The following is a 23,896-nucleotide window of genomic DNA, read 5'->3' as shown; positions in this document are numbered from 1 at the left end:
GTGAGCGAATCTTTTTGAGAGGGATAAGGGGATGAAGTTAGTATTTCAGCCATCAGGCACGGCAGATGATTTGTTATCTGCACCTCATGTTGGCAGTGAATTATGGTGGAAAAATATTGCTGTTTTGGGAACGCCCATCATAGAGGTTCCAACAAATCATCAGGTTCAGACAACATTCTTTTGGCGGGATCCTAATGGCAATGAACAAAACTCAGATCTTCGCAGAGTCTACATTGACATCAATGGTATTACGGATCACCACCGCCCAGATCCACAGAGTTTGCAACGATTGCCAGAAACGGATATCTGGTATTGGTCAGTGAGCCTTGAAGATGACTGGAGAGGAAGTTATCGATTTATACCGGTCACGGATGCCCATTTTCCCCCCGACTTTTTTGATGAACCCAAACCTGATGAACTCAAGCCTGATGAACCCAAGCCACGCAACCAGCAACAACGTGAATGGTGGATTTCACTCTTTCCGTTATCCACTCCAGATCCTTTGAACCTCCAGCATCATCACCATAATGGGCTTGGTTTGCCTTTATCCGCAATTCATATGCCTCATGCAACTGAACAGACTGCATGGGAAGGCGTGGGAATAAAGCCAGACCCTGCTACGCAGCCAGGTAAACATGAACCTTTGCTTTTGCATTGGAATAGTGACCGCCTCAACAATCAAAGACGTGTCTGGCTTTACGCTACAGGAGAAGAGATAGGGGAAGAAACAGGGCACCCACGCCCTCTTATCATTCTGCTGGATGGGTTAACCTGGCTGGAGAAAATGCCGATTTTTCCGGCGATTGACATGGCGACCGAACAACAGCAAATACCCGGTGCAGTCTGGCTTCTGATTGATGTTATCGATATGCCTCACCGGGAGCAGGAGCTTCCCTGCAACCCTGATTTTTGGCAAGCGATTCAGGATGAACTATTACCGCTGGCCGCACAGCATACGGTTTTCAGTGATGATCCTGAACAAACCGTTATCGCAGGACAGAGTTACGGTGGGCTGGCCGCGCTCTATGCGGCTCTCCACTGGCCGCAACGCTTTGGCTGTGTCCTCACGCAATCCGGTTCTTTCTGGTGGCCCGATAGCAGAATTGTCCGACAGTTTATGCCATCTGCGGACCATAAACCCGGCTGGTTGACACAACAAGTTCTTGAACAAAAAGTGCCCCCCTCATCATTGAACGTCTTTCAGGAAGCGGGTTCCCGCGAAGCAGATATCCATTTTGTTAATGATCAAATGTATGCCGCGCTGCAAGGGGCAGGGCACCGTGTGAATTATCGCGTGTTTAACGGTGGGCATGATGCGTTGTGCTGGCGCGGTGGGTTAATTGATGGCCTTAGTTGGTTACTGGCTGAAAAGTGATGCAGTAAACCGATTGTTCAAATCCCCAATATAATTGAGAACCAACGATGAATCTGGAACAAAAGAACCCTTTTGATGATGACGAAGCGACTTTTTATGTGCTGATAAATGATCAACAACAATATAGCCTTTGGCCAACCTTTGCCACACAACCCGCTGGCTGGGAACGGGTTATCGGCCCTGATTCACGGGCGGCTTGTATCGCATACATAGAAGAGCACTGGATCGATATGCGTCCAGCCTGTCTGCGTAAACCATTCTGCGTAAGCCCATAGATAAATCAAATTAATCATGCTGATGGTTTAACCTGTCGATAAGAAAGGAAATCAAACGTGCCTAATGTATTGCAATTTTCGGAAATTAAATCGGTCAATCTGACGTTGCCGCTTGTGGCTGCCCAGCCCGGAATTTGGATGGCCGATCAACTTGCCAGTCATCGAAATGAATTCACCATTGCCCATTATATTGAAATCAATGGCGAACTGGATCGTTCTTTATTTGATGCGGCTATCCGCCAGGGATTGGCTGAGGCCGATACTATTCATGCGCGATATTTTATTAATGAAGAGGGAGAGCCTGTACAGCAAATCCCGGATTTTCATCATGTACACTTTCATCATGCACAACAGGTTATTGCACCGGAATGGATTGATTTCTCTCATAAACAGCCCCACAAACAGGGAGAAAACGCATCACAGGAATTAATGCAGACGGATTTGGCTATTGAGTTACCCGCAGATGGAGAACGCCCCCTTTATCGGCAGGTGATTATGAAGATTGAGGCTCAGCCTGAACGTTGGTTCTGGTATCAGCGTTTTCACCATCTCATGTTGGATGGCTTTAGTTTTGATGCCCTGACCCGACGTATTATTGATATTTATAACGCGTTAAGTGCAGGCCGTCAGCCGACTGAAAATCCTTTCAGCCCGTTTGAGTTGGTCGTCAAAGAGTATCAGAGCTGGGAACAGTCACCCGAAAAGGCAGAGTCAGCCGCATTCTGGCAAAAACATACCCGTGAACGTGGTGTTTCTGTTTCACTTTCCACTGAGGACATTGTCAATACGGGCAACCCATTACCGTTACATTATCATTGCCATTTCCCGATGGCTCAGTTTGCCCTATTAAGGGAAGATAATGCGCTGCGGAAATTCCAGCCGGCTGAAATTGTGATGGCTGCACTCTGCATCTATTTCTATCGCATGAGCGGAGAAAAACATCTGTCGATTGGCTTTCCTTTTATGCGGCGTCTGGGATCTCAGGCGCTTTGTGCGATGGGACCCGTCGTTAATATCTTGCCGCTGCAAATAAAATTGCAAGACAGTATGAACCTTGCAGAGGTCGCAAGCCTGTTTGTGGATGAAATGAAGCAAGTTCGCCGTCACCAGCGATATGAAGCCGAACAGCTCCGTTGTGATTTGGGATTATCGGGTAGCAATAACGTGCTTTATGGCCCTGTTTTCAACTATAAAATCTATAACGAGACGTTGAAATTAGGGGGGAAACCCGTCAAAACACATACCCTCGCTATGGGACCTGTGGATGATTTAGAGTTTGAATTATGTTGCTATGACAGTCAGTTTCATCTGGCACTTATCGCTAACCGAAAAAAATACAGTGAACAAACCCTACAGTGGCATGGTGAACGGATCAGCTATCTGTTAAACCAATTGCTGTTGCAGTCACAGCAACCTATTGCGTTTACTCCAATAATTCCACCACAGGAACAGCAACGGCTTGATGGATGGTCATGCGGGCCAAAAATTCAATTACCTGTAAAAATTCAATTACCTGTAAAAATTCAAGCAGCTGTAAATAGTGTTTCTGTATTGGATCTCTTTTTACAGCAAGTCGAACGGCAGCCTGACGCTGTCGCTATACGTTGTCGTAATGAACAACTGAGTTACCGCCAGTTGATGACAAAAGTAATGCAACTTGCTCGTTTCCTGCTGTCGCAAAACATCGGGGCTGAGGATGTGGTTGCCATTGGTATTCCTCGTTCAATGGATTCAGTGATTGCTATCTTCGGTGTGTTAGCCAGCGGCGCGGCTTATATTCCCCTTGATCTCGATTACCCGCCGGAACGTTTACAGTTAATGTGTGACGATGTTCAGCCAGTCTTGTTGATCACGCACCTGAATACGTTGTCACATATGCCCGAAGTAACCAAGGTTATCTGTCTGGATGATCAACAGATCGCGGAACAGTGTTCCGGTTTGCCTGCGTTGCCTGTTACAGACGCAGAACGGCGCGAAAAACTGCGTGGGGAACATTTGGCTTATATGATCTACACCTCAGGCTCGACAGGTAAGCCAAAAGGTGTCATGAGCACACATGGCGGGTTGCTGAATTTATTGGTTTCCCATGCTACGCATCTGTTCGGGCCGATCATTGAGAATTTTTATCGCCAACATGGCCGACGGGCGCGAGCGGCACATACTGCGTCTTTCTCCTTTGATTCTTCATGGGAACCCCTGTTTTGCATGATCCTGGGCAGTGAACTGGCTATTTTTGATGAGGAATTGAGGCGGGACGCTTGGGGTATGGTGCAGCAAATGAACCTGCTGCCGATTGATATCATGGATATCACTCCTTCCTTTTTGACTCAGCTTATCGACAGCGGGTTGCTGGAAAAAGGCAATCATCAGCCAGCATTTATTATGATTGGTGGTGAAGCCGCTACGCCACGGTTATGGGAATTACTTAAGCAGCAGTCGCAAATTGATGTCCATAATTATTATGGCCCTTCCGAATACACTATCGATACGCTGGGAGCCAGTATTCAGGTAGCTGAACAACCCGTGATTGGGCGTCCGGTTGCCAATACTGATATCTGGCTTTTGGATAGTCACTTACAACCCGTACCAATTGGGGCTGTGGGAGAACTGTATCTCTCAGGAGCGGGCATCGCACGTGGTTATCTTCACCGTCCGGGCCTGACAGCAACACGTTTTGTCGCCAATCCATTCCGTCATGGCGAAGTGATGTATCGCAGTGGGGATCTTATGCGTTGGCGGCCTGATGGACAGCTTGCATTTATTGGTCGTGTGGATCATCAGGTTAAAGTGCGTGGTTTTCGCGTTGAATTGGGTGAAATCGAAAATGCGCTGGTGGATTTGCCAGAAGTCAGTTCTGCGGTAGTCATTGCTGAGCCTCTCGGTGCAACGTACCGGTTGGTGGGGTATTGTGCTGTACCCGACGAGCAACGACGCGCTTTACCGGATATCTCTGCTCTGTTATTGGCAGAACTGGCAAAAAAACTGCCTGATTATATGGTTCCTGCTCTTTTAATGGTATTGGAAACCTTACCGCTTACAGTGAATGGCAAAATTGATCGTAATGCGTTGCCCAAGCCGCAACAACTTCAATTGCCTGTGGGCAGAAAAGCGGAAAGCGAACAGGAAAAATCTGTTTGTGAAGCATTTGCCCGCTTGTTAGGTGTGCAAGAAGCCAGTGCCGATGATGATTTCTTTGTCCTCGGGGGAGACAGTATTTCCGCGATGGCACTGGGAACACAGTTACGTCGCCTTGGGTGGCAGTTACGCCCTCGGGATATTTTCAGCGAACGCACACCTGCGCGCATGGCGTTGAAGATGACGCCTGTTGCCAGCGCAAAACAGGCTTCTAAGCGCATTCAAAAAGGGGCGATCGATAGCCTGCCTATTTTGCATTGGTTTGCTGAATCTCATGGGATCAATACCCGTTTCGCTCATGGTGTATTTGTCCGCGTTCCCGCAGAATTACAGCCGCAACAATTATCACAAATCTTGACAGCCTTAGTGCAAGCGCATCCTGTGTTGCAAGCATTCACCCGTGATAGCCAACTGATTGTGGGAGAATCGCCAGCCTTTGGTGAATCAACAACCATGACCGAAGGGGGTTATTACAGCACATGGCAAGGTTGCGCAGATCTTGAATCTTGTGCAGAGCGAGCCTTCCACGATGCGGTTATGCGTTTGGATCCTGCGAATGGCCAGTTATTCCATGCCTGTTTATTACAAAAGGAGGGTGTATCTGAGGGATTAGTGTTTGTTATTCACCATCTGGCAACGGATGGTGTTTCGTGGCGAATTCTATTAGATGAACTGCGTCAGGGAGCAGAGGCAGCAATCACTGGTGAGGCCATGATTTTGCCCGCGGAAGAGTACACTTTGTACGATTGGAATGATGATCTGCGCCAAAATCTGCCACAACGTGCGGTCGAATTACCTTTCTGGCAACGCATGTTGAATGAAAAAACACCCCTTTTAGGGCAGCGTTCGTTAGATGTGCAGCGGGATCGCAGGATAGCCGCCTGTGAAGAGAGAACATTATTGAGTGGTGAACAGACCACTGCATTATTGGGATCATTACCGGCACAGTACCACGCCAATGTTGAAGAAATTTTATTAACCATATTGGTCATGGCTTGTTACCGTCACTTTAATGCCGACAAATTACGTTTCCAGTTAGAGTCTCATGGTCGCATTGAATTAGACCAAAAAGGTGATTTATCCCGAACCGTTGGCTGGTTGACCGCTGAATATCCGATAGTGGTAGGCGTGCCACCAACAGGCGAAAACCAGCCTGCTGAAATGGTCAGGGCTGTCAAAAGCGTTCTGCGCGCTGTTCCTGATCGTGGCGTGGGTTATGGCTTGCTGCGCTATCTTGATCAAACGGGACGGGAAATATTGTCACCGCAACCGGCACCAGAGATCTTATTTAATTATCTGGGGCGCTTTGTCGAAACAAATCATTTATGGGCACCCCAACGAACTGAAAATCTTTTCCGGGATGCGTTTGCTGTTTATCAAGAGCCCGACATGCCTCTGAGCCACAGCCTGGAAATCAATTTGTTTGTGGATGAACAGGAGGATATTCCGCAGTTGGTGATTAATTGGCAATGGGTTGATGGTATTTTCAGCCATCAAGATATTGCGGAATTACATTTTGGCATGGCATGGGCAGCAGATCGTTTAATCCAATTCGCCAACCAGCAGCCCCGACAGGCTATGGCGACGTTAGTTGCCGCAGAAGTGGGAATATCCGATGTGGAGGAGAACGATCTTACTCAACTGGCTGAGCGCTATGGGCCATTATCTGCGGTGTTACCCCTGTTACCGCTGCAACAAGGGTTATTATTCCACGCACAGACAGCCACGGAGCATGGCAGCTATAATTCATTGGCGCGCCTTTCTTTGTCCGGGCCATTAACCGTTGCTGAGTTGCGTCAGGCACTGTCAGCTTTAGTGCATCACCATCCGCAACTGGCTGCGAAATTTGATACTGAACAGTGTGCTTCGCCACTGCAACTGATACCAATCATCTCCGATGATAAAGATTATTGGGCACTCGATCTTCATCAACTGCCTGAGTTGTCTACGGAAGAAGAGGAGATGGCATTACGGGAACTTGAAAAAGCTGAGCTTGCGCGGGATCTCTTCCGGCAGCAAGAAGCGATGTTACACGCATTGCTGGTCCGCCATGATAACAGTACACGCTATACGTTATTGTTGAATGCTCACCATTTGGTCGTCGATGGCTGGTCTACCCCTATTCTGGTGCAGGATCTTTTGACGTTGCTGAATCAGGGTGAGACAGCTTTGTGCCGACCAGATAATCGTTATCAAGACGTCGTCCATCAATTATTGGGGCGTGAAATAGAACCGGCTCGCCAATGTTGGCAACAGGTATTGCAAGGTGTTCAACCAACGTGCTTGTTCGCTGAACAATCCCATGTTGGCGAGGTTAAGGAGTTGGAAATATCACTGACACCCGCGATGGAACAGGCGTTGATCAGCGTGTGCCAGCAACGTGGCTTAACGCTCAATACCGTGATGCAAGGAATTTGGGCGTTGTTATTGAGTATGCACAGCGGCTCATCTGATGTGGTTTTCGGTTCTCCGGTGTCGGGCAGGTTTGGACAGACAGAAGGATTGGATCAGCACATCGGGTTGTTCAGTAACACTTTACCCGTTCGGGTGATGCTGGATATGGCACAACCACTCTTGCCTCAATTGGAACAACTACAGGCACAGCAGATCCAATTGATTGAACATGACAATATCGGGCTTGGTGAAATTCAGAAAATGGCGGGGACTGGCACACTGTTTGATACCCTGCTGGTGGTTGAAAATTATCCCGAAGTGGAACAGCACCAAAGAGATGTTGAGGGCATCATCTGTCAGGGTATCAATAACCGTGGTTACACTCACTATCCTCTGACGTTATTGGTGCTGCCGGGTAAACGTCTGCGCTTATTAATGGAATATCGGGATAATGTTAAACAGCCGGAACGCTTGGCACAGCGCCTGATTCTCTTGATCCAGCAATTGCTTGAACAATCGGAGATCGCACTGCGGGAGTGGACCCTGCAATCGATTGATGAAAAAGCATTCATTGAGGAAGTAAATAAAAGCTACCATGATGTTCCTTCCACAACTCTCCACCAACTCGTGATGGAGCAGGCGAGAAAAACACCTGATGCTTTGGCGCTCCTGGATTGCCATCATCGCCTGACCTACCGGCAAATGCGTCTGCAAACTCGCCTGTTAGCTGATCGTCTAATTGAAGCCGGTGTACAAGCGGGGGATATTGTCGGGGTGGCATTATCACGTTCAGTTCGGCTGAGTCTGGCGTTACAGGCAATTCTGGAAACCGGCGCTGCGTGGTTGCCTCTTGATACAGGCTATCCTGATGAGCGTTTGACCATCATGCTGGAAGATGCCCAACCCCGAATCGTGATCACCGAAAGTACGTTTAAGGCACGCTTTGTCAGTCAGGCCTCTTTGTTGTTATTGGATAAATTGTTATTAGATAAACTGGCGGATGAAACACCGTCGCCTGTCCATACTGCCGTTAACGTCACGCCTGAACATCCGGCATATATTCTCTATACGTCTGGCTCCACCGGGCGGCCAAAAGGCGTGGTCGTAAGCCACCAAGCCATTGTTAACCGTTTACTGTGGATGCAGGAAGCTTACTCACTGACGGCGGATGATGTGGTATTGCAGAAAACGCCATGCAGTTTTGATGTTTCTGTATGGGAGTTTTTCTGGCCGTTGATGACAGGTGCCCAATTAGTCATGGCGCCACCAGAAGCGCATCGCGATCCCGCAGCCCTTCTCCAGCTTATTGATGACTACCGTGTCACGACATTGCACTTTGTGCCATCAATGTTGGCAACTTTAATGGATTCATTGGCGTTGCGGGAACAAGAAGCGCCTTTCTGCTGTAGTCTGAGACGTGTTTTCTGTAGTGGCGAAGCCTTGTCATGTGAACTGGCACGCCGCTATCAGACGCTGATAGCAGCCCCTTTACATAATCTTTATGGCCCAACCGAAGCGGCTGTGGATGTGACATGGCAACCTGCGTTTGGTGAGGCATTGGCACGTTGCAGCGGCCCGGGGGTTCCTATCGGCCGACCCGTATGGAACACCCAATTACGTATCTTGGATGCTTGGTTACGTCCCGTTCCTGTTGGTGTGGCAGGTGATCTCTATCTCAGCGGTATTCAGTTAGCCACAAATTACCTCAACCGCCCCGATCTGACCGCCAGCCGTTTTGTGGCCGACCCGTTTGCCTCTGGCAAACGAATGTACCGAACAGGGGATATTGCCTGTTGGTCAGAAAATGGTGAAGTTGAATATCTTGGACGCAGTGATGATCAGTTAAAAATACGTGGTCAACGGATTGAACTGGGGGAAATTGAACAGGCTTTGCTGGAACAACCGGGAATCGCTCAGGCGGCGGTTGCAGCGCGTGAGCTGGGTAAATCAGGTCAGGTGATTGGTCATGTTGATGCGCGTCAGCTAATTGCGTGGTTGATTCCTCAATCCGATGTGACATTGGATCTGGAAACATTGCACCAAACGATGATGAAGCGATTACCGGCTTACATGCTGCCTGTCAATTATGTGATACAGAAAAATTTCCCGTTGAGCGCTAATGGCAAATTGAATCGCAAAGCACTTCCGATGCCAGAAAAATTAACCACGGGCAGGCAACCAAAGGCGGGTTTGGAAAGCCAGATAGCCGAGTTATTCAGCGAGATTTTAGAGTGTGGCCCCGTTTGGGCTGATGATGATTTCTTTGCTCTGGGTGGGCATTCGTTGCTGGCAATGCGTCTGGCCGCTGAGATACGACGACGCTTTAATCACCGCCTTTCTAATCACCGCCTTTCTTATCATAGTGTTTCAGTCGGTCATATCATGGTCGCGCGAAGTGTAGAGAAATTGAGTGCGTTATTGGTTGATGAGCAGGAACAGAATTCGGCAGAAAATCGTGGCATAGGGGAAATTTTACCTTTGCGGGAAGGAACAGGGCCAGCGCTGTTTTGTATACATCCTGCGTCGGGTTTTGCCTGGCAATACAGCGGGTTGTTGCGTTATCTGGAAGGGGATTGGCCGATTATCGGATTACAGTCACCTCGTCCCCACGGTGTGATTGCAGATTGTGATAGCCTCGATGCAATGTGTACACACCATTTGGCTACATTGCGCACTGTCCAGCCTCATGGGCCTTACTATTTGCTGGGGTATTCTCTGGGCGGAATGTTGGCTCAGGAGATGGCAATCCGTTTACGGCAGGAAGGCGAAGAAGTCGCTTTCTTGGGATTATTGGATGCTTATCCCCCGGAAGGGCAGGATTGGGGCGGATTAAGCGAGGAAGAGGCCAAACAGGAAATTGCCCGTGAACAGGCGGAGTTTATGGCAGCGACAGAATATGGGCATGATCCGCAACTGGGCAGGGAAAAACAGGCGATGTTTGAGGATATTGTTGCTAACTATCAGGATGCTGTCCGCAGTTTATTGTCTGCCGTTAACAAGCGATATGATGGCGAAGCCATACTGTTTGTGGCAGCGCGGACACTGCCCCCAGAGTTAGATGTTGAAAAGACGTGGGCACCCTGGATTAGCCACTTAACGGTGTATCGGCAAGATTGTGAACACGCCGATATTCTTTCTCCGGCATCATTGAAACAGTGGGGACCATTGCTCAATAACCTGTTGAAGCAATGCCGAAATTAATAACAAGGCCGCAACTCACTTTATCGCGTTTAACGTTATCGTATGGAACATTATGGCTAAGTCATCAATCTTTTTGGATTTTAGTTTGCTCAGAAAGAACGCACATTTCCGCGCTATCTTTATTGCCCGCATGTTATCTGTTTTTGCATTAGGCATGCTGACGGTTGGCGTTCCTGTCCAAATGCAATTTCTGACGGGTTCTACCTTACAGGTAGGTATTGTGGTAGCTCTGGATGGGATCGGTATGTTTATCGGGCTTATTCTGGGAGGAATACTGGCTGACCGTTATGACCGGCGTAAACTTATTCTGTTTGCCCGTGGTACTTGCGGTATCGGTTTTGTGGCATTGAGTTTTAACGCATTTTTAGATTCACCATCGCTGTATATGCTCTATTTTCTTTCTGTTTGGGATGGTTTTTTTGGTGCGTTGGGGATGACTGCGTTAATGGCGGCAATTCCAAATCTGGTCGGACGGGAAAATCTGGCTTCAGCAGGTGCCTTGAGCATGATCACTGTTCGCATTGGTGCCATTATTTCCCCCGCTTTGGCAGGTATCATTATTGTTGCTGGTGGGCCGGGCTGGAACTTTGCCGTTGCCGCAATCGGGACATTGGCAACATTGCTGCCTTTGATGAGACTCCCTGCAATGAAACCTCAGCCGGGTAAGCAAGAGCATCCGATCAGTGCGCTGGTCAGTGGTGTGAAGTTTGTTTGTCAGCACAAAATAGTAGGAAGTGTCATTCTGGTGGGAATGATGATAAGTGTTGCGGGAGCGGTTCGGATTCTGTTTCCGGCCTTATCTCAGGAGGTTTACCACCAAGAGCCATCAGCGACGGGATTAATGTATTCCGCCGTGCCGTTGGGCGCTATGCTCGGTGCTTTCACCAGCGGTTGGATAGGAAAAAGTACCCGGCCGGGAGTCTTACTGATTATATGTGCCCTGTGTTCCTTTATCACGTTATCTATGCTGGGTGTTGTCACCAATATCGTACTGGCATTAGTGGTATTGGTCTGTTATGGCTATTTGAATGCGTTTGCATCTCTACTGCAATTTACGCTTATTCAGAGCCATACACCGGATCATTTATTGGGGCGAGTAAACAGTTTTGTGACCGCTCAGGATGTGACAGGTGATTCATTGGGGGCGTTGGGATTAGGTTTTATGGGACGTTTGTTGTCTCCATTAATGACTGCCTTTTCATTTGGAGCCTTTGCTGCCCTTGCCTGCTTATTGCTTGCCGCTGTCGTAAAACCGTTGCGCCATTCCACATTACATGACAGCTCATTATTATCAGATACACAACCTTTAAAAATTGAACCTCAGAAAAATGAAGGTTAATGGGCTTGAAGCCCGGCCATTATTCCTGGCAGAAGTTGCTCACGGTTAAATAAGCCACGGCGTGGTATCAATATCACGCCACTCCTTCCCCCCCCTGAAATATAAACATAACTGCACCATTTTCCCAAAATAACATTATTTGTTAGGTTTTATTTAAAATATATATAAATAAATGTTAACAAAATATGGCATTTTATGGATGTTTAGGGGGTGCAGGTGATGGCGTTGATTAAACACATTTTTTTAATGAGAACCTGAAAATCAGCATGTCTTTTTAACCCTTCCCTGTTCTTAGGAAACTATACCTTTGATGGTTCCTGCCCGCTTACACAATAAAAAAACATAAGAATTTGTATTTTGGCAAATCAACAATGGATGGTAACTGAAATGAAGAAGCGATATAGAATACCTCGAAGTGCTCTGACTACCGCGCGTTTATCCATCAAAACCCAACCCCGTATACTTTACTACTCTATCGCCTTCTGTCTGGCTGCTGCCAGCGCAGGAGCTTATGCGGAAGACTATGTTGAGAAGGGAAAAATAGGTGATCCGGCTAGTTGGCGTACCAGTGAGTTCTTGAAGAGCTGGGGGCTTGGTGCTATTCATGCCGACGAAGCTTATGCCAGAGGCTATACCGGTAAGGGAATCAAACTGGGGATATTTGATCAGGTGGTTTATGCCAATCACCCTGAATTCGCAGGAAAAGATAAGGTTATCAACCTGACCACTTCTGGAATACGCGAGTATACCGATCCCTACATTGAGGTTAAGAGAGGCGACAAATTCACTTATGACGGCACCCCGACCAAAGATAGATACGGCAAACTAGGGGCACATGGTGTTCATGTTGCGGGCATTGCGGCAGCCAATCGAGATGGCAAAGAAATGCATGGCGTGGCCTATAACGCCCAAATAATCAGTGCGGATAATGGTGACCCCGGCCCGGAAGATGGCATCATCTTAGGTAATGATGGCGGTGTTTATCAGGCGGGCTGGAATGCGTTGATAAACAGTGGGACTCGCATCATTAACAACAGTTGGGGTATTGGTATTGATAAGAAGCTTGAGGATGGCGGTAAATACCCGGATGGGCCTCATTTTACCTTGGCAGAAGCCCAGACGCAGTTTGATGAAATCAAACCCATTTTGGGTACAAAACCGGGCGGTGCATATCAGGGGGCCATTGATGCGGCACGCAGTGGGATTGTGACAATTTTTGCTGCCGGTAATAGCTATAACTACACGCATCCAGATGCCATCGCAGGCTTGGCATGGTTTGTCCCTGACATCGCCCCAAACTGGTTAACGGTTACCAGCTTGCAGAAAGATCCCAATAGTACCAATAGCGAACCTTATACCATCAGCGATTTTGCTTCCCGCTGTGGTTATACCGCCAGTCTTTGTGTCAGTGCACCCGGCAGTTATATATACAGTTCAATTATCACAGGAACAGGGGTAGACGATTTGAAAAACGACTACGCCAGTTACAGAGGTACTTCAATGGCGGCCCCATATGCTGGCGGCAGTATTGCGGTATTGATGGAGCGTTTCCCCTATATGACGGGGGCTCAAGTCGCTTCTGTGCTTCGTACTACAGCGACAGATATGGGCGAAAAGGGGATTGATGAGCTTTACGGTTGGGGATTGATCAACCTCGGTAAGGCAATAAATGGCCCCGGTATGTTCTATACCGCAGAAGATATTCCTGAAAAATTCCGCATTCCCGATCCCGACGGAGTCGCTTATGGTAACGGTCAGTTTATTGCTGATATCCCGGGGGCGGGTGCTGTGCTTGATAAAGGAAAACCCACCGAGCGCGTCTGTCATGGTGGTTTGTGTGAATGGGATATATGGAGCAACGATATCAGCGGTCATGGCGGGTTGACTAAACAGGGGAGCGGTAAGCTTATCCTCAGCGGTAATAATACCTATTCCGGCCCAACCTTGATCAAACAAGGGTTACTGAACGTCAGCGGCAGTATTTCTTCTACTGTTTCAGTACAGGAAAGCGGAATTCTTGGCGGGAATGGTACTGTTGGTATGCTCAATGTCCAGAGTGGCGGTACTGTTGCACCGGGTAACGCTATTGATTCGCTTAGGGCTATTGATCCGCTTAGGGCTATTGATCCGCTTAAGGCTATTGGTACGCTTAAGGCTACTGAAAAAGTGACTTTTGAACCCGGCTCTCATTATGCTGTTGAAATTGCTTTCAATGGACGCAGTGACCGCATTCAGGCTGAAAAAAATGTACAACTCAATGGCGGAAAGGTTTCTGTTTTCCTTGAAAATAAGGATAACTTGCTTTCCCTTAACGAAGTGCAAAGCTTAGCCGGACAGCAATACACTATTCTTAGTGCGAAGCAGGACATCAACGGTCGGTTTGATCATGTTGTTCCGAATTACTTGTTCCTTGGCACGAGTTTGTCTTATCAACCCAGTGACGTCACTCTCCATGTCGGACGCAATGATACCGCTTTCGCAGCAGTGACTGAGACACAGAATGAACGTGCAATAGCTGTGGCTGCTGATACCCTCGGCGCTGGCAACCCGGTTTACGAAAGTCTTCTGACCAGTACTTCTGCGGAACAAGCCAGATATGCCATTCGTCAGCTCGATGGGCAAGTTCATGCTGATATCGCTTCCTTGTTGGTTAATGACAGCCGCTATCTGCGTGATACGTTGAATACTCGGTTGAGTCAGGCTGAAGGTCGTTCATCATCGCCCGATATTCATGGAGACGATAACGGTGCATGGGTAAGATTGCTCGGTGCATGGAGCCATGCTTCCGGTACACAGAATGCGACGGGCTATCGGGCATCCAACTATGGTGTATTCCTGGGCGCAGACGCTCTCATGGATGAATACAGCCGTCTTGGTATCGCGGCAGGTTACACCCGTACTTCGCTGGATGGTGGTAACAGTGCCACTGCTGACAGCAATAACTATCACCTTGCGCTTTACGGAGATCGCCAGTTTGGTGATTTAGTTCTGCGTACCAATGGTGGGTTCACCTGGCACCGTATTGACACCCAACGTTCTGTGAGCTACGGCAGTCAATATGACCGTGAAGAAGCGAAATACAATGGACGGACAGCACAACTGTCTGCGGAATTGGCTTATCATCTGCCAGCGGGTGCGGTGAATTTGGAACCTTTCGTTAATCTGGCTTATGTCAATTTCCGCAATGAAGGCATTAACGAAAACGGCGGGGCTGCTGCACTCCACGGTGATAAACAACATACCGAAGCGACCATCTCTACACTGGGATTGCGTGCTAACCATAACTGGCAGACTTCATGGGGTTCTTCAATTGCCCTGAATGGGGAATTAGGCTGGCAGCATCAATACGGTGAACGTGAACGCGCTACAGGCCTGGCATTCCGTGGTAGTAACACGACTTTTGTAACCCGTAGTGTTCCTGTTTCCCGTGACGGCGTAGTGTTGAAAGCGAATGCAGAGATGAGTGCAAGTGATAATGTTTCATTCACGCTCGGCTATAGCGGGTTGTTGTCCGGCAGCCATCAGGACAATAGCATGAACGTGGGCTTTAAATGGCAATTCTGATGATTCATAGGGTATAAAAACAAGCAGAGCTGGTTAAGCTGGCTCTGCAATTTCCATTGTGTATCTGTTAACATAGTTCGCGGCATGATGGTGAGGTCTGGTTATTTTTTGGCGAAAACGATTATACCAAATCATCATGCTGTGCAATAACTCCTCACAAAACGTCAACAGTACCTAGCACCTTAGATCCTCAGAGCGTACTTGATGGGATCAGGTTGGCTTGTTGCACTTACCTCAAAGGTTCATGTGAAGTAATCGGGGAAGCGTTGGTGCATGCCTTTTAGCACTTAACCGTTTTACTTGGGGCAGTTGTTGGCGATTCTAGCTGTTATTACCACTATCATTCTGTATCTTGCGAGTATCAGTGAATATGATGCTTATCATTGACTGTTAAATCAGAATCCAGTTTCGCCAGTGGAAACTCAAGTAGTTGTGATAGTTACTATTACATGTACAATTATTTTTACAACAATAAGTTAACAATTATTATGACATACCGTTTATTATCTAAAGATATTTGGGCATTGGGCCTGGATACATGTGCTGACACTGTATTTATTCGGGGGTTAGCATGAGTCAACAATGGACATCCCGTCTGGGGCACGTATTAGCAGCAACCGGATCTGCCGTTGGCATTGGTGCCATCTGGAAATTCTCATATGTTTCAGCAACAAATGGTGGCGGTGCATTTCTGGTTGTATTTTTATTGTTTAGCTTTGTGATTGGACTAGCGGTTCTGTTAGCTGAAAACATACTGGGAAGCAGTACGGGTGAAGTGGCCGTTAATGCGTTTAAAAAATTACTGGGTAAACATTGGGGGTGGGTTGGCTTTATAGGTATATTCAGTTCATGGTGTATCTATAGCTTTTACAGTGTTGTCGGTGGTTGGACCATAGGTTACACGGTGATGGCGAGTACAGGGAAGCTGAATATTACAGACATCTCTCAACTGACATCTATTTTTACCAATTTCATCAGCAATCCATGGTGGCCGATAATTGCCCATCTGGCATTTTCAGGGCTAACCTGTTTCGTGGTATTATCTGGTGTGCAAAAAGGTTTGGAAAAATCAGTTAAGGTCATGATGCCACTGTTATTCTTGATCATGATAGCGTTGATTATTGTCGGCATCCGTTTACCTGGCTCATCAGAAGGGCTAAAATTATTCTTATACCCAGACTTCAGTAGCTTGACCGGAAAAGGTGTTTTAGATGCCTTAGGCTTAGCATTTTTTTCACTGTCTATCGGTTTGGGTATCCACATTACGTACAGCTCCTATTTGCCTAATAACAAAGGGATTGGCAAATCGAGTATCTGGGTTGTAATCCTCTCCTGTTTGGTTTGTATATTGGCTGGTCTGATGATTTTTCCTGCTTTGGCCGCTGCTGGCTTAAAACCAAATGCGGGGCCCGGATTAACATTTATGACGATGCCAATTTATTTCGCCAGTCTTCCTGGTGGCTCAATCTTGGCAGTCACTTTCTTTTTATTGTTATTAATGGCCGCACTGACCTCATCGATTTCACTACTTGAGCACATTGTTGCTTATGTTCAGACGCGTTTTCAATGGTCGCGTCGTAAAACAAGCTTAATAGTCACGGCATCGATTATGTTAATGGGGATCCCTGTTTCGTTATCTTTTGGTCCTCTAAGTCACATCACATTAGGTGGAAAATCCATCTTCGACATGCTGGACTTTATTACTTCCAACGTCCTAATGCCATTGTTCGGGATTATCATTTGCCTCGTATTTGGCTGGTCACGTAAAGTCAATGCACTAATACCGGATAATATGTCATCGCGGAACCGTCAGTGTTTACTGTTTATATGGAGATATGTCGGTCCTTTATGTATCGGGGTGATTTTGGTACACGGACTTATTTGATTGTGTTAAGTATCATCTTTCATCCGTTTTTATTTGATAGAGGAATGATGCTTCAATTTTGCGACACAGTTACATTTTAGGTAAAAATAATACCCCTTATATTAAACGGGCGAGTTTACCCACCAAAACCGCCCGTTAGCCATCATCAGAATGAGCGCATAAAATCGTGGTGGACGACTTAAACAAGGGAAAGCCAAAGGAAGAAGTCATTATTATTCATTATCATCCGGCAGAATAAATACCTCAATAACCTGATTGAACAAGTTCACCGCAATGTCAAACAGCGAACACGCCCCATGCTGGGATTCAAAAATTTCAGGCGTGCCCAGACCGTGTTAACTGGAATTGAACTGGTCTGTATGTTGCGTAAAGGACAATACCCGCAAGAACCGGGATGCCCGATTTCCCCGACAGCTTTCTTCTGCCAACTGACTACATAAAAATCAATCAACACACTTTCGCTTGAGATCACCATCCAGAGGGCAGATAGCCTAGCAATGATGCGATGGCATACACCGCGCTGGCCAGATACAGCAACACGATACTTATCTGTAGCAGTGGATGAGTGATCTGGCTGCACTGCCAGAGCGGAGTCTGATCGCTGTATTTACGCGCGCCGCGTAGGATCAGTATTGGCATGATCGACAGAATCACTCCACTGAATACGCCTGCGAAATACAACGCGTTAACAAACGACACCAGACCACTGTAAGCCAGCACGAACGGTGGCACCACTACCAGCAACAGTACGCCGAAACGGCGCAATGGCTGCTCGTCGTTGCCCAACTGGAATTTGTCAAAGATATTGGTCAGGAAGCTGCCGCCCAACCCCCAGTAAGAGGTTAACATTGCACACAGTGCAAATACGTTGGTGGAAAAGAACGCCCACTGCCCTAGCGCCTGGCCCCAGGAAATGGTCGCCACGTCGGAGATGTTGTCCAGCCCGCTGAGCACGATCACTGACATTGGCACTGCTGCCAGTAATATAAAGGTCACCACCATACCAACGATAATCGCCTTCGGTAGCTGTTCCGGCTTATAGGCAAAGCCGCGCGCCATTTCCGGCACGATATACTGCGCCGAGAAACAAAACACCACCACATTGAACACTGGTACCATAAAGCGGTAGTCGCCATCCAGCAGGTGGTACATATGGGTACTGTCTTTTAGCAGTGTCGCCGCCACCAGTACCAGCAGCATCACTACCATGCCAATACTAATAAATTTTTCGCCACGACCAATTGCCTTTAGACCAAGATACAGCACTCCCGCCGCCGGCATGAAGAACAGCAGGCTGCCAATTGTCGGCGAGACACCCAACAGTGACTGCAACAGCTTGCCGCTGCCGGTCATGTAGGCGGTCAGAGCACCGACGCTGTTGATGCACACTGAAATGAAAATCAGCCAGGCACCCACACCGCCGACGTAGCGTTTCGCCAGCCCGCTGAGTTGCAGGTGAGCGCGGGTGCGCAGGGTGGATTCAGCGACATACAGCATGGTGATGGTGGTCAGCACGCCCACTAGTACTAGCCAGAACAGCAGCGGGAAAAAACCGGTTTTTCTTGAAGCGTAGGCGATGGATAGCACGCCAGCGCCGATGTTGGTGCCGACTATCATCGCCACCCCTTCGAGGAAACTCAGTGACTTGCCGGGTGCAGGTGTCCGCCTCTCGATGGCAACCGCCGAAGAAATACTGGTATTATCAGAAGACATGCCTCCCCCTTTATCGCCCGACGGCAACGACCACCGGGATGGGTTAATTTCACAGTAGTTAACAGCTCACATCGAAAGACGACCGACATTTACAATTACGTCAACGTCAACTTCAAGACACAAATTAACATCAACTTCAAATCCTCTTTTCTTCCTTTCAATTGAAGATGATCAGTGATGCAGTAATTATAGACCAAGCTGACAAACTCCGTTATTTTCAACGAGGTTTGTCAACAATGTGTAATAATTCTTATGATCATTTATGATGAGCTAAAACGATGAATGTGATTTCAAAAAAATCAACTAAAAAAACAACCTATTGATTGTCAAGTCAATCTTGTGACACAAAAATTGCATTCCGATTCAGAATGCCGGAATATGGGTTGGTACAATATTTATCTCCCAAAACAACAGGGACAAAGTAACTTTCGTTGCTTTAATATTGGTAAAGAAATTTACTTCACCAAAAGTTACTATTATGGAAAAGAACCTCTGTTTTCTAAGAGCAACTATCTTTGTGACACGACTCTTATGATCTTTGGCCTGAAAGGGAAAAGTCATCTGGGTCTCTCAGCAACACAACTAAACCACACGATCAGTGCAGGAGATATTTGGTTATTTAATCTTCATCATCTTCATAACCCTGCATTATATCGCCTTAGCACACCGAATCTCCGACATGAAATGGCCGTTCTCAAATTTCCTACAGAACGTTTAAAACGCGCCTTTTCAGCTAATGATGAACAACTTATGTCAATCTTTAATCTGGAGGTGTCCCATGTGGCAATACAACAGGATAATGATGAATGGATTGCTCCTCTGGTCGAGAACCCATTAGAACCCCCTTTGATCGGATAAAAGCAGAGGGCAGGACACTAGAACTCATTTCACACTGGTTACTTCCTCTCGGGCAATCTATTTCCATCACCTCAAAAAATCATTCAGACACATGTTGTTATCAAATTTTATCCCAACGGAATTGGGTACGGGATATCAAAGTAGGATGATTTGAGAAATAACCCGCTAGCCAACAACTCCCCGTCCAGAATCCGGCAACCCAAGAGCCACGAGACGACGTCACCCATGACGGACTATCGATAAGTCAATATAAAGGAAAACGGGGAGCAATCTGTTTCTCAATCTTAGCCACAGACATTGCCAGTTTATGAATCAACCTCTGGTAATCGAAGCGCATAATGAGTGCCTTCTGCTTACATCATCTGTGACAAAGACCAGCGCAAACGGAGCACTGCAAGAAAACTGAAGCTTAATAGTATCAACATGAATACCACTCCCGCCCATGTCGATCCGAAATAAGCCACCACCCATTGGAAAAGCAATGATCCCAATGCTAGCCCGCCAAAAAATACAAAGGAAACTCGTCCAGATGCTGTGGGTATCTCACCAAAACAATCATGATGCAGAATCATAGACATCGCCAAAGCATTGGTTGCTACAAGCGTACAGCCAATCCCAATCACCCCGACATAAACCAGCCAGAGGTTTTGTGCGGAGGCATTAAATGTCGCGAGTAAGGCGAGAAATGCGAATACAAACAATAAAGCCAATAAATCGGATTCCTGCTTAAAGCGGCTTGCCAGAGGCGTCAGCACCAAACGAGAGACCCAGCCCATCAACCCGAATAGCGTGACAAGAAATGCAGCCTGGCTAAGAGGCATTCCCAATTGAGAAGCAAACATCGGTACTTGGGTAATAAAGGCGGCCAACACAATACCAACACAACCCTGCATTAACATCAGCATACTTATGGTGTTCAATTGTGCTGTCTTGCGGGATTTTATCTGTGGAACAGTCACTTTTGGCTGCCAGTCACGGATCGCAGCTAAAATCGCCATGAACAGGCACACTGGAACAATAGCACCTAACGCTACCCGCCATCCCCATTGTGCTGCAATCCATGGCAAAATCGTCCCTGCTACCAATGCGGAGAGTTGAACTCCAGATTGCTTTAATCCCACCATGAACGATTTATGTGTAGGTATCACCTGAGTCGCAATGGCCTGATTGGTCATTGGATTTGCCAAAGCTTGCGCAATACCGCAGACTGCTATTGCCAGTATCATCAGCCAAGGATGATTTGCCAGAACCAATGCTGCAAATGCTCCACCAGTGAACAAAAACAACGTAATACTTGCCCAACGAATACCTAATTTTTTCACCCATCTTCCAGCGGGTAAGGATAAAATAGCAGCTACACCAAATGTTGCTAGCGTAAATCCCCCCAGGAGTTCGCGGTCAATCTCACCCTCCTGTAACATAAAGGGCGCTAATGCTCCACTAGCATAAAGAATCAGCATAGGCAGTGCCATCGCCAGCACTAAAATAAACCCCAGCGATAGCTCTGTCTTTTTATTATGGGCTTCATTTTGAATCGCCATATACAATTACCTCCTCTGACGCACTGATTTATTTTCAATACAAGGGTCTTGGTCCAATTCTGATAACATATTACAAAGAGTAGGTTTATCAACTTTATCTGCGGGGCTAAAAGGTAATTGACTGAAATGGCAAAGATATTCTGGTAACTTGTGCTGTTCTAATCCATATGACTGCAAAAACTGCGCTACATCATTCAGAGAAAGTGGCTGTACGCCTTCCCGCAGTGACAAACAGAGACAAATTCTCTGTCCTAACTCCCTTCTCTTTATCTGTCCCGCGTGCAAATAATCGGGGTTCCAACATACAGATAGATATTTAAAAGGAGGGCAGGTAGTAAAGAATATCAAACGATGAGCTAATTTTTATCATTCTGTGAACGCAAATCTGGTTTGTTCGTCATTTGATATCAGATTGCTCCGTGTTTTATATCGGGCGACACCACAATCCCTATAGTGATATTGGACAGGAAAAACAATTTTGAAACGGGGTGGTTATCAATGGATTGGCTTCAACACATGTCATGACCATAACATGTGTTGAATCATGTATAGTATGTCTATTTGGAGAACATTCAGATGGCAAAGATTGATGTGACCTGCCCATCTTGTTGTGCAGTTAAAGGGATCCACCGTAATGGGCGCTCTCGCTCTGGTCATCAACGTTATCTTTGCCAGTCCTGCCGTCATTCTTGGCAACGGGAATTCACTTATGCCGCTTGTCGTCCCGGTACACATCAGCAAATCGTCGATATGGTCATGAATGGAATGGGATGCCGGGTGACAGCACGTGTGATGGGGATTGGTCTGAATACGGTCCTTCTCCATTTAAAAAGCTCAGACCCAAATCGGTAACAAAAGCCATTGCTCCCGGCACTGAAGTGGTTGTCTGTTGCGAAATGGATGAGCAGTGGTCGTACGTGAAGTCAAAGAATCAGCCCCCGTTGGCTCTTTTATGCTGACGACCGGATCAGACGGAAAGTGATCGCCCACGTTTTTGGCCCAAGAACAAAGAAGACATTGATGCGTCTGATGGTGCTATTGGCTCCCTTCAACATTGTGAGCTCTATGACCGATGGCTGGAGAAGCGATGAAAAAACCCTGGCGGGGAAACTGCATGTGGTCAGTAAGCGTTATACACAACGCATAGCGCATAGAGAGACATAATCTGAATCTTCGTCAACACTTAGCAAGACTGACTCGCAAGACGTTGTCTTTTTCAAAATCCATAGTAATACATGACAGGGTCATGGGGTATTATTTAAACATTCATCACTCATCACTATCAATAAATTGGTATCATGACCTAATTCTAATTTCATGATGTATTCAACTCTGATAATTTACTCTAACTTATTAATTTTTTTATTTTTTGAATGATTAATTTTTCATTGCGAGGAATTAGGCTAACCAGAGTTTTTAAATCTGATTAGCCTAATTAAATTAATTACCTAGAGATAACGATTTTACCATTGATAATGGATAAGTAGGGGCCATAGGTGGTATCCTCCCCATTTTCCTTGTTATGAAAAATAATAGGAGAAAAACCAAATGCACCTTTTTCCAGACGGAATAAGCGACCATTTTTATAACTAACCAGTTTATATATTTTCCAATCAGGTTCTTTAATAACAGATTTATCATTTATATCTTCTTCAAAGTCCATCGAATCAAAAAATATTTTGGCGCTACTATTATCTGCTATAGCCCATTCTTCCCATGCTGGCTGGCTCATTTTCCATACCTTATCCAAATCACGATGAGCAAAAGCATTACTGATCTCTTGATAAAATGCTTTTATGGCAGGTAAATCATTCTCAGTGACTGGTTGCGCTTTTGTCCACATCCAATTTGGTAAACTATTTACTGAGAATGTTTTTTGAGCCGCAAATAAATTCTTTTCTCCTTTCTTTGTTGACATATTTGCATAATCAAACCTTTCATTCGAATTTATTGAGTTTTTCGTTATAACGTTTCCGTTATCATCTACAGTTAATTTGATATTACTGATCACCTCTCCTTGTTCATCATGAGAAGCTATTTTTTTGATTGTTACTTCACACCATGATTCTGGATGGAATTTTTCGGTGTTTTTGTCAAATGACTTACGACCCATAAGTAATTTGATAGTATTAGAACCATTTTCTAAAAAAGCCGATATATTATAACCGCTAGATTCCGTTCCTGTTCGTGAAGAGGTATTTTCCAATATTAATATTTCATTTACTTTTAATGCACATAGGCTACGATGCGTATTAAATGAGACTAGATATTTATGTTCCATAATTATTGATTTTCCTGATGCTGTTTTTATTATAATAAGTAATGTAAGAAATAATAAGCTACCCCAAAGAGATCCTGTAAGGAGATTTTTCTTTTGGCAGTGGTTCTTGAAATATCCAATCTTTTTCAATAGGTTCGTCTTCATGTTTTAATTCTCCATTATTATCTATTTCATCATCACTTTTTTTTGTTTTAATACCTACTCCATATTTAACACTCGCTGATGCCTGAATGCCATCATGATAAAGCACAAGCTCCATACTTTTTTCTGTAGATTCCAATGCTACTAGTACTTTAGCTGCAATTTGTGCCGAAGCATCAAAATAGCCATTAACA

At 46.3% G+C, this 23,896-nt stretch carries 10 protein-coding genes and 3 pseudogenes; 9 read left to right on the top strand and 4 right to left on the bottom strand.

Going from position 1 to position 23,896, the window contains the following annotated elements; translation table 11 throughout:
* Positions 1-31 precede the first annotated feature (31 nt).
* From fes to Xmir_RS00035, 7 genes and pseudogenes are all read left to right on the top strand, one after another.
* Positions 32-1,375: an enterochelin esterase gene (fes, locus tag Xmir_RS00065; RefSeq protein WP_167385919.1), complete on the top strand. Its 1,344-nt coding sequence runs from the start codon at positions 32-34 to the stop codon at positions 1,373-1,375.
* Positions 1,376-1,422: 47 nt separating this feature from the next.
* Positions 1,423-1,650, top strand: coding sequence for an MbtH family protein (locus tag Xmir_RS00060; RefSeq protein ID WP_099112471.1), 228 nt, complete (start codon positions 1,423-1,425; stop codon positions 1,648-1,650).
* A 57-nt stretch (positions 1,651-1,707) separates the two neighbouring features.
* Positions 1,708-10,380 carry a non-ribosomal peptide synthetase gene (locus Xmir_RS00055; protein ID WP_244170815.1) on the top strand — a complete coding sequence of 2,891 codons (8,673 nt, stop codon included), beginning with the start codon at positions 1,708-1,710 and terminating at the stop codon, positions 10,378-10,380.
* 52 nt (positions 10,381-10,432) lie between these two features.
* Positions 10,433-11,719 carry an enterobactin transporter EntS gene (entS, locus tag Xmir_RS00050; RefSeq protein ID WP_099112470.1) on the top strand — a complete coding sequence of 429 codons (1,287 nt, stop codon included), beginning with the start codon at positions 10,433-10,435 and terminating at the stop codon, positions 11,717-11,719.
* A 387-nt stretch (positions 11,720-12,106) separates the two neighbouring features.
* Positions 12,107-15,283 carry an autotransporter outer membrane beta-barrel domain-containing protein gene (locus Xmir_RS00045; RefSeq protein WP_099112469.1) on the top strand — a complete coding sequence of 1,059 codons (3,177 nt, stop codon included), beginning with the start codon at positions 12,107-12,109 and terminating at the stop codon, positions 15,281-15,283.
* A gap of 571 nt (positions 15,284-15,854) precedes the next feature.
* On the top strand, positions 15,855-17,168 hold the full coding sequence (locus Xmir_RS00040) for a sodium-dependent transporter (protein WP_099112468.1): 1,314 nt from the start codon (positions 15,855-15,857) through the stop codon (positions 17,166-17,168).
* A 218-nt stretch (positions 17,169-17,386) separates the two neighbouring features.
* Positions 17,387-17,608 (top strand): annotated as a pseudogene (locus Xmir_RS00035) (DDE-type integrase/transposase/recombinase); the annotation flags it as partial.
* A 28-nt stretch (positions 17,609-17,636) separates the two neighbouring features.
* Here the strand turns inward: Xmir_RS00035 and Xmir_RS00030 are convergent.
* Entirely contained in the window at positions 17,637-18,881 is a 1,245-nt protein-coding gene (locus tag Xmir_RS00030) for an aromatic amino acid transport family protein (protein ID WP_099112467.1), read from the bottom strand.
* Between the two features lie 378 nt (positions 18,882-19,259).
* Between Xmir_RS00030 and Xmir_RS00025 the strand changes: the two genes are divergently transcribed.
* On the top strand, positions 19,260-19,739 hold the full coding sequence (locus Xmir_RS00025) for a hypothetical protein (protein WP_099112466.1): 480 nt from the start codon (positions 19,260-19,262) through the stop codon (positions 19,737-19,739).
* Positions 19,740-20,092: 353 nt separating this feature from the next.
* Here Xmir_RS00025 and Xmir_RS00020 read toward each other — a convergent pair whose 3' ends face one another.
* A complete protein-coding gene (locus Xmir_RS00020; RefSeq protein WP_099112465.1) occupies positions 20,093-21,280 on the bottom strand; it encodes an MFS transporter in 1,188 nt (395 codons plus the stop codon).
* 576 nt (positions 21,281-21,856) lie between these two features.
* Here Xmir_RS00020 and Xmir_RS00015 point away from each other — a divergent pair.
* Positions 21,857-22,601 (top strand): annotated as a pseudogene (locus tag Xmir_RS00015) (IS1 family transposase).
* A gap of 123 nt (positions 22,602-22,724) precedes the next feature.
* On the opposite strand, the gene Xmir_RS00010 reads toward Xmir_RS00015, so the two are convergent.
* Positions 22,725-23,561 (bottom strand): hypothetical protein, encoded by an 837-nt coding sequence (locus Xmir_RS00010; protein WP_099112464.1) that lies wholly within the window; start codon positions 23,559-23,561, stop codon positions 22,725-22,727.
* Positions 23,562-23,619: 58 nt separating this feature from the next.
* A pseudogene (locus Xmir_RS00005) lies at positions 23,620-23,896 on the bottom strand (hypothetical protein); the annotation flags it as partial.

It is taken from the genome of Xenorhabdus miraniensis (assembly GCF_002632615.1).
The sequence above is the reverse complement of the archived record's forward strand: the minus strand, read 5'-3'. Positions and strand labels throughout refer to the sequence as shown.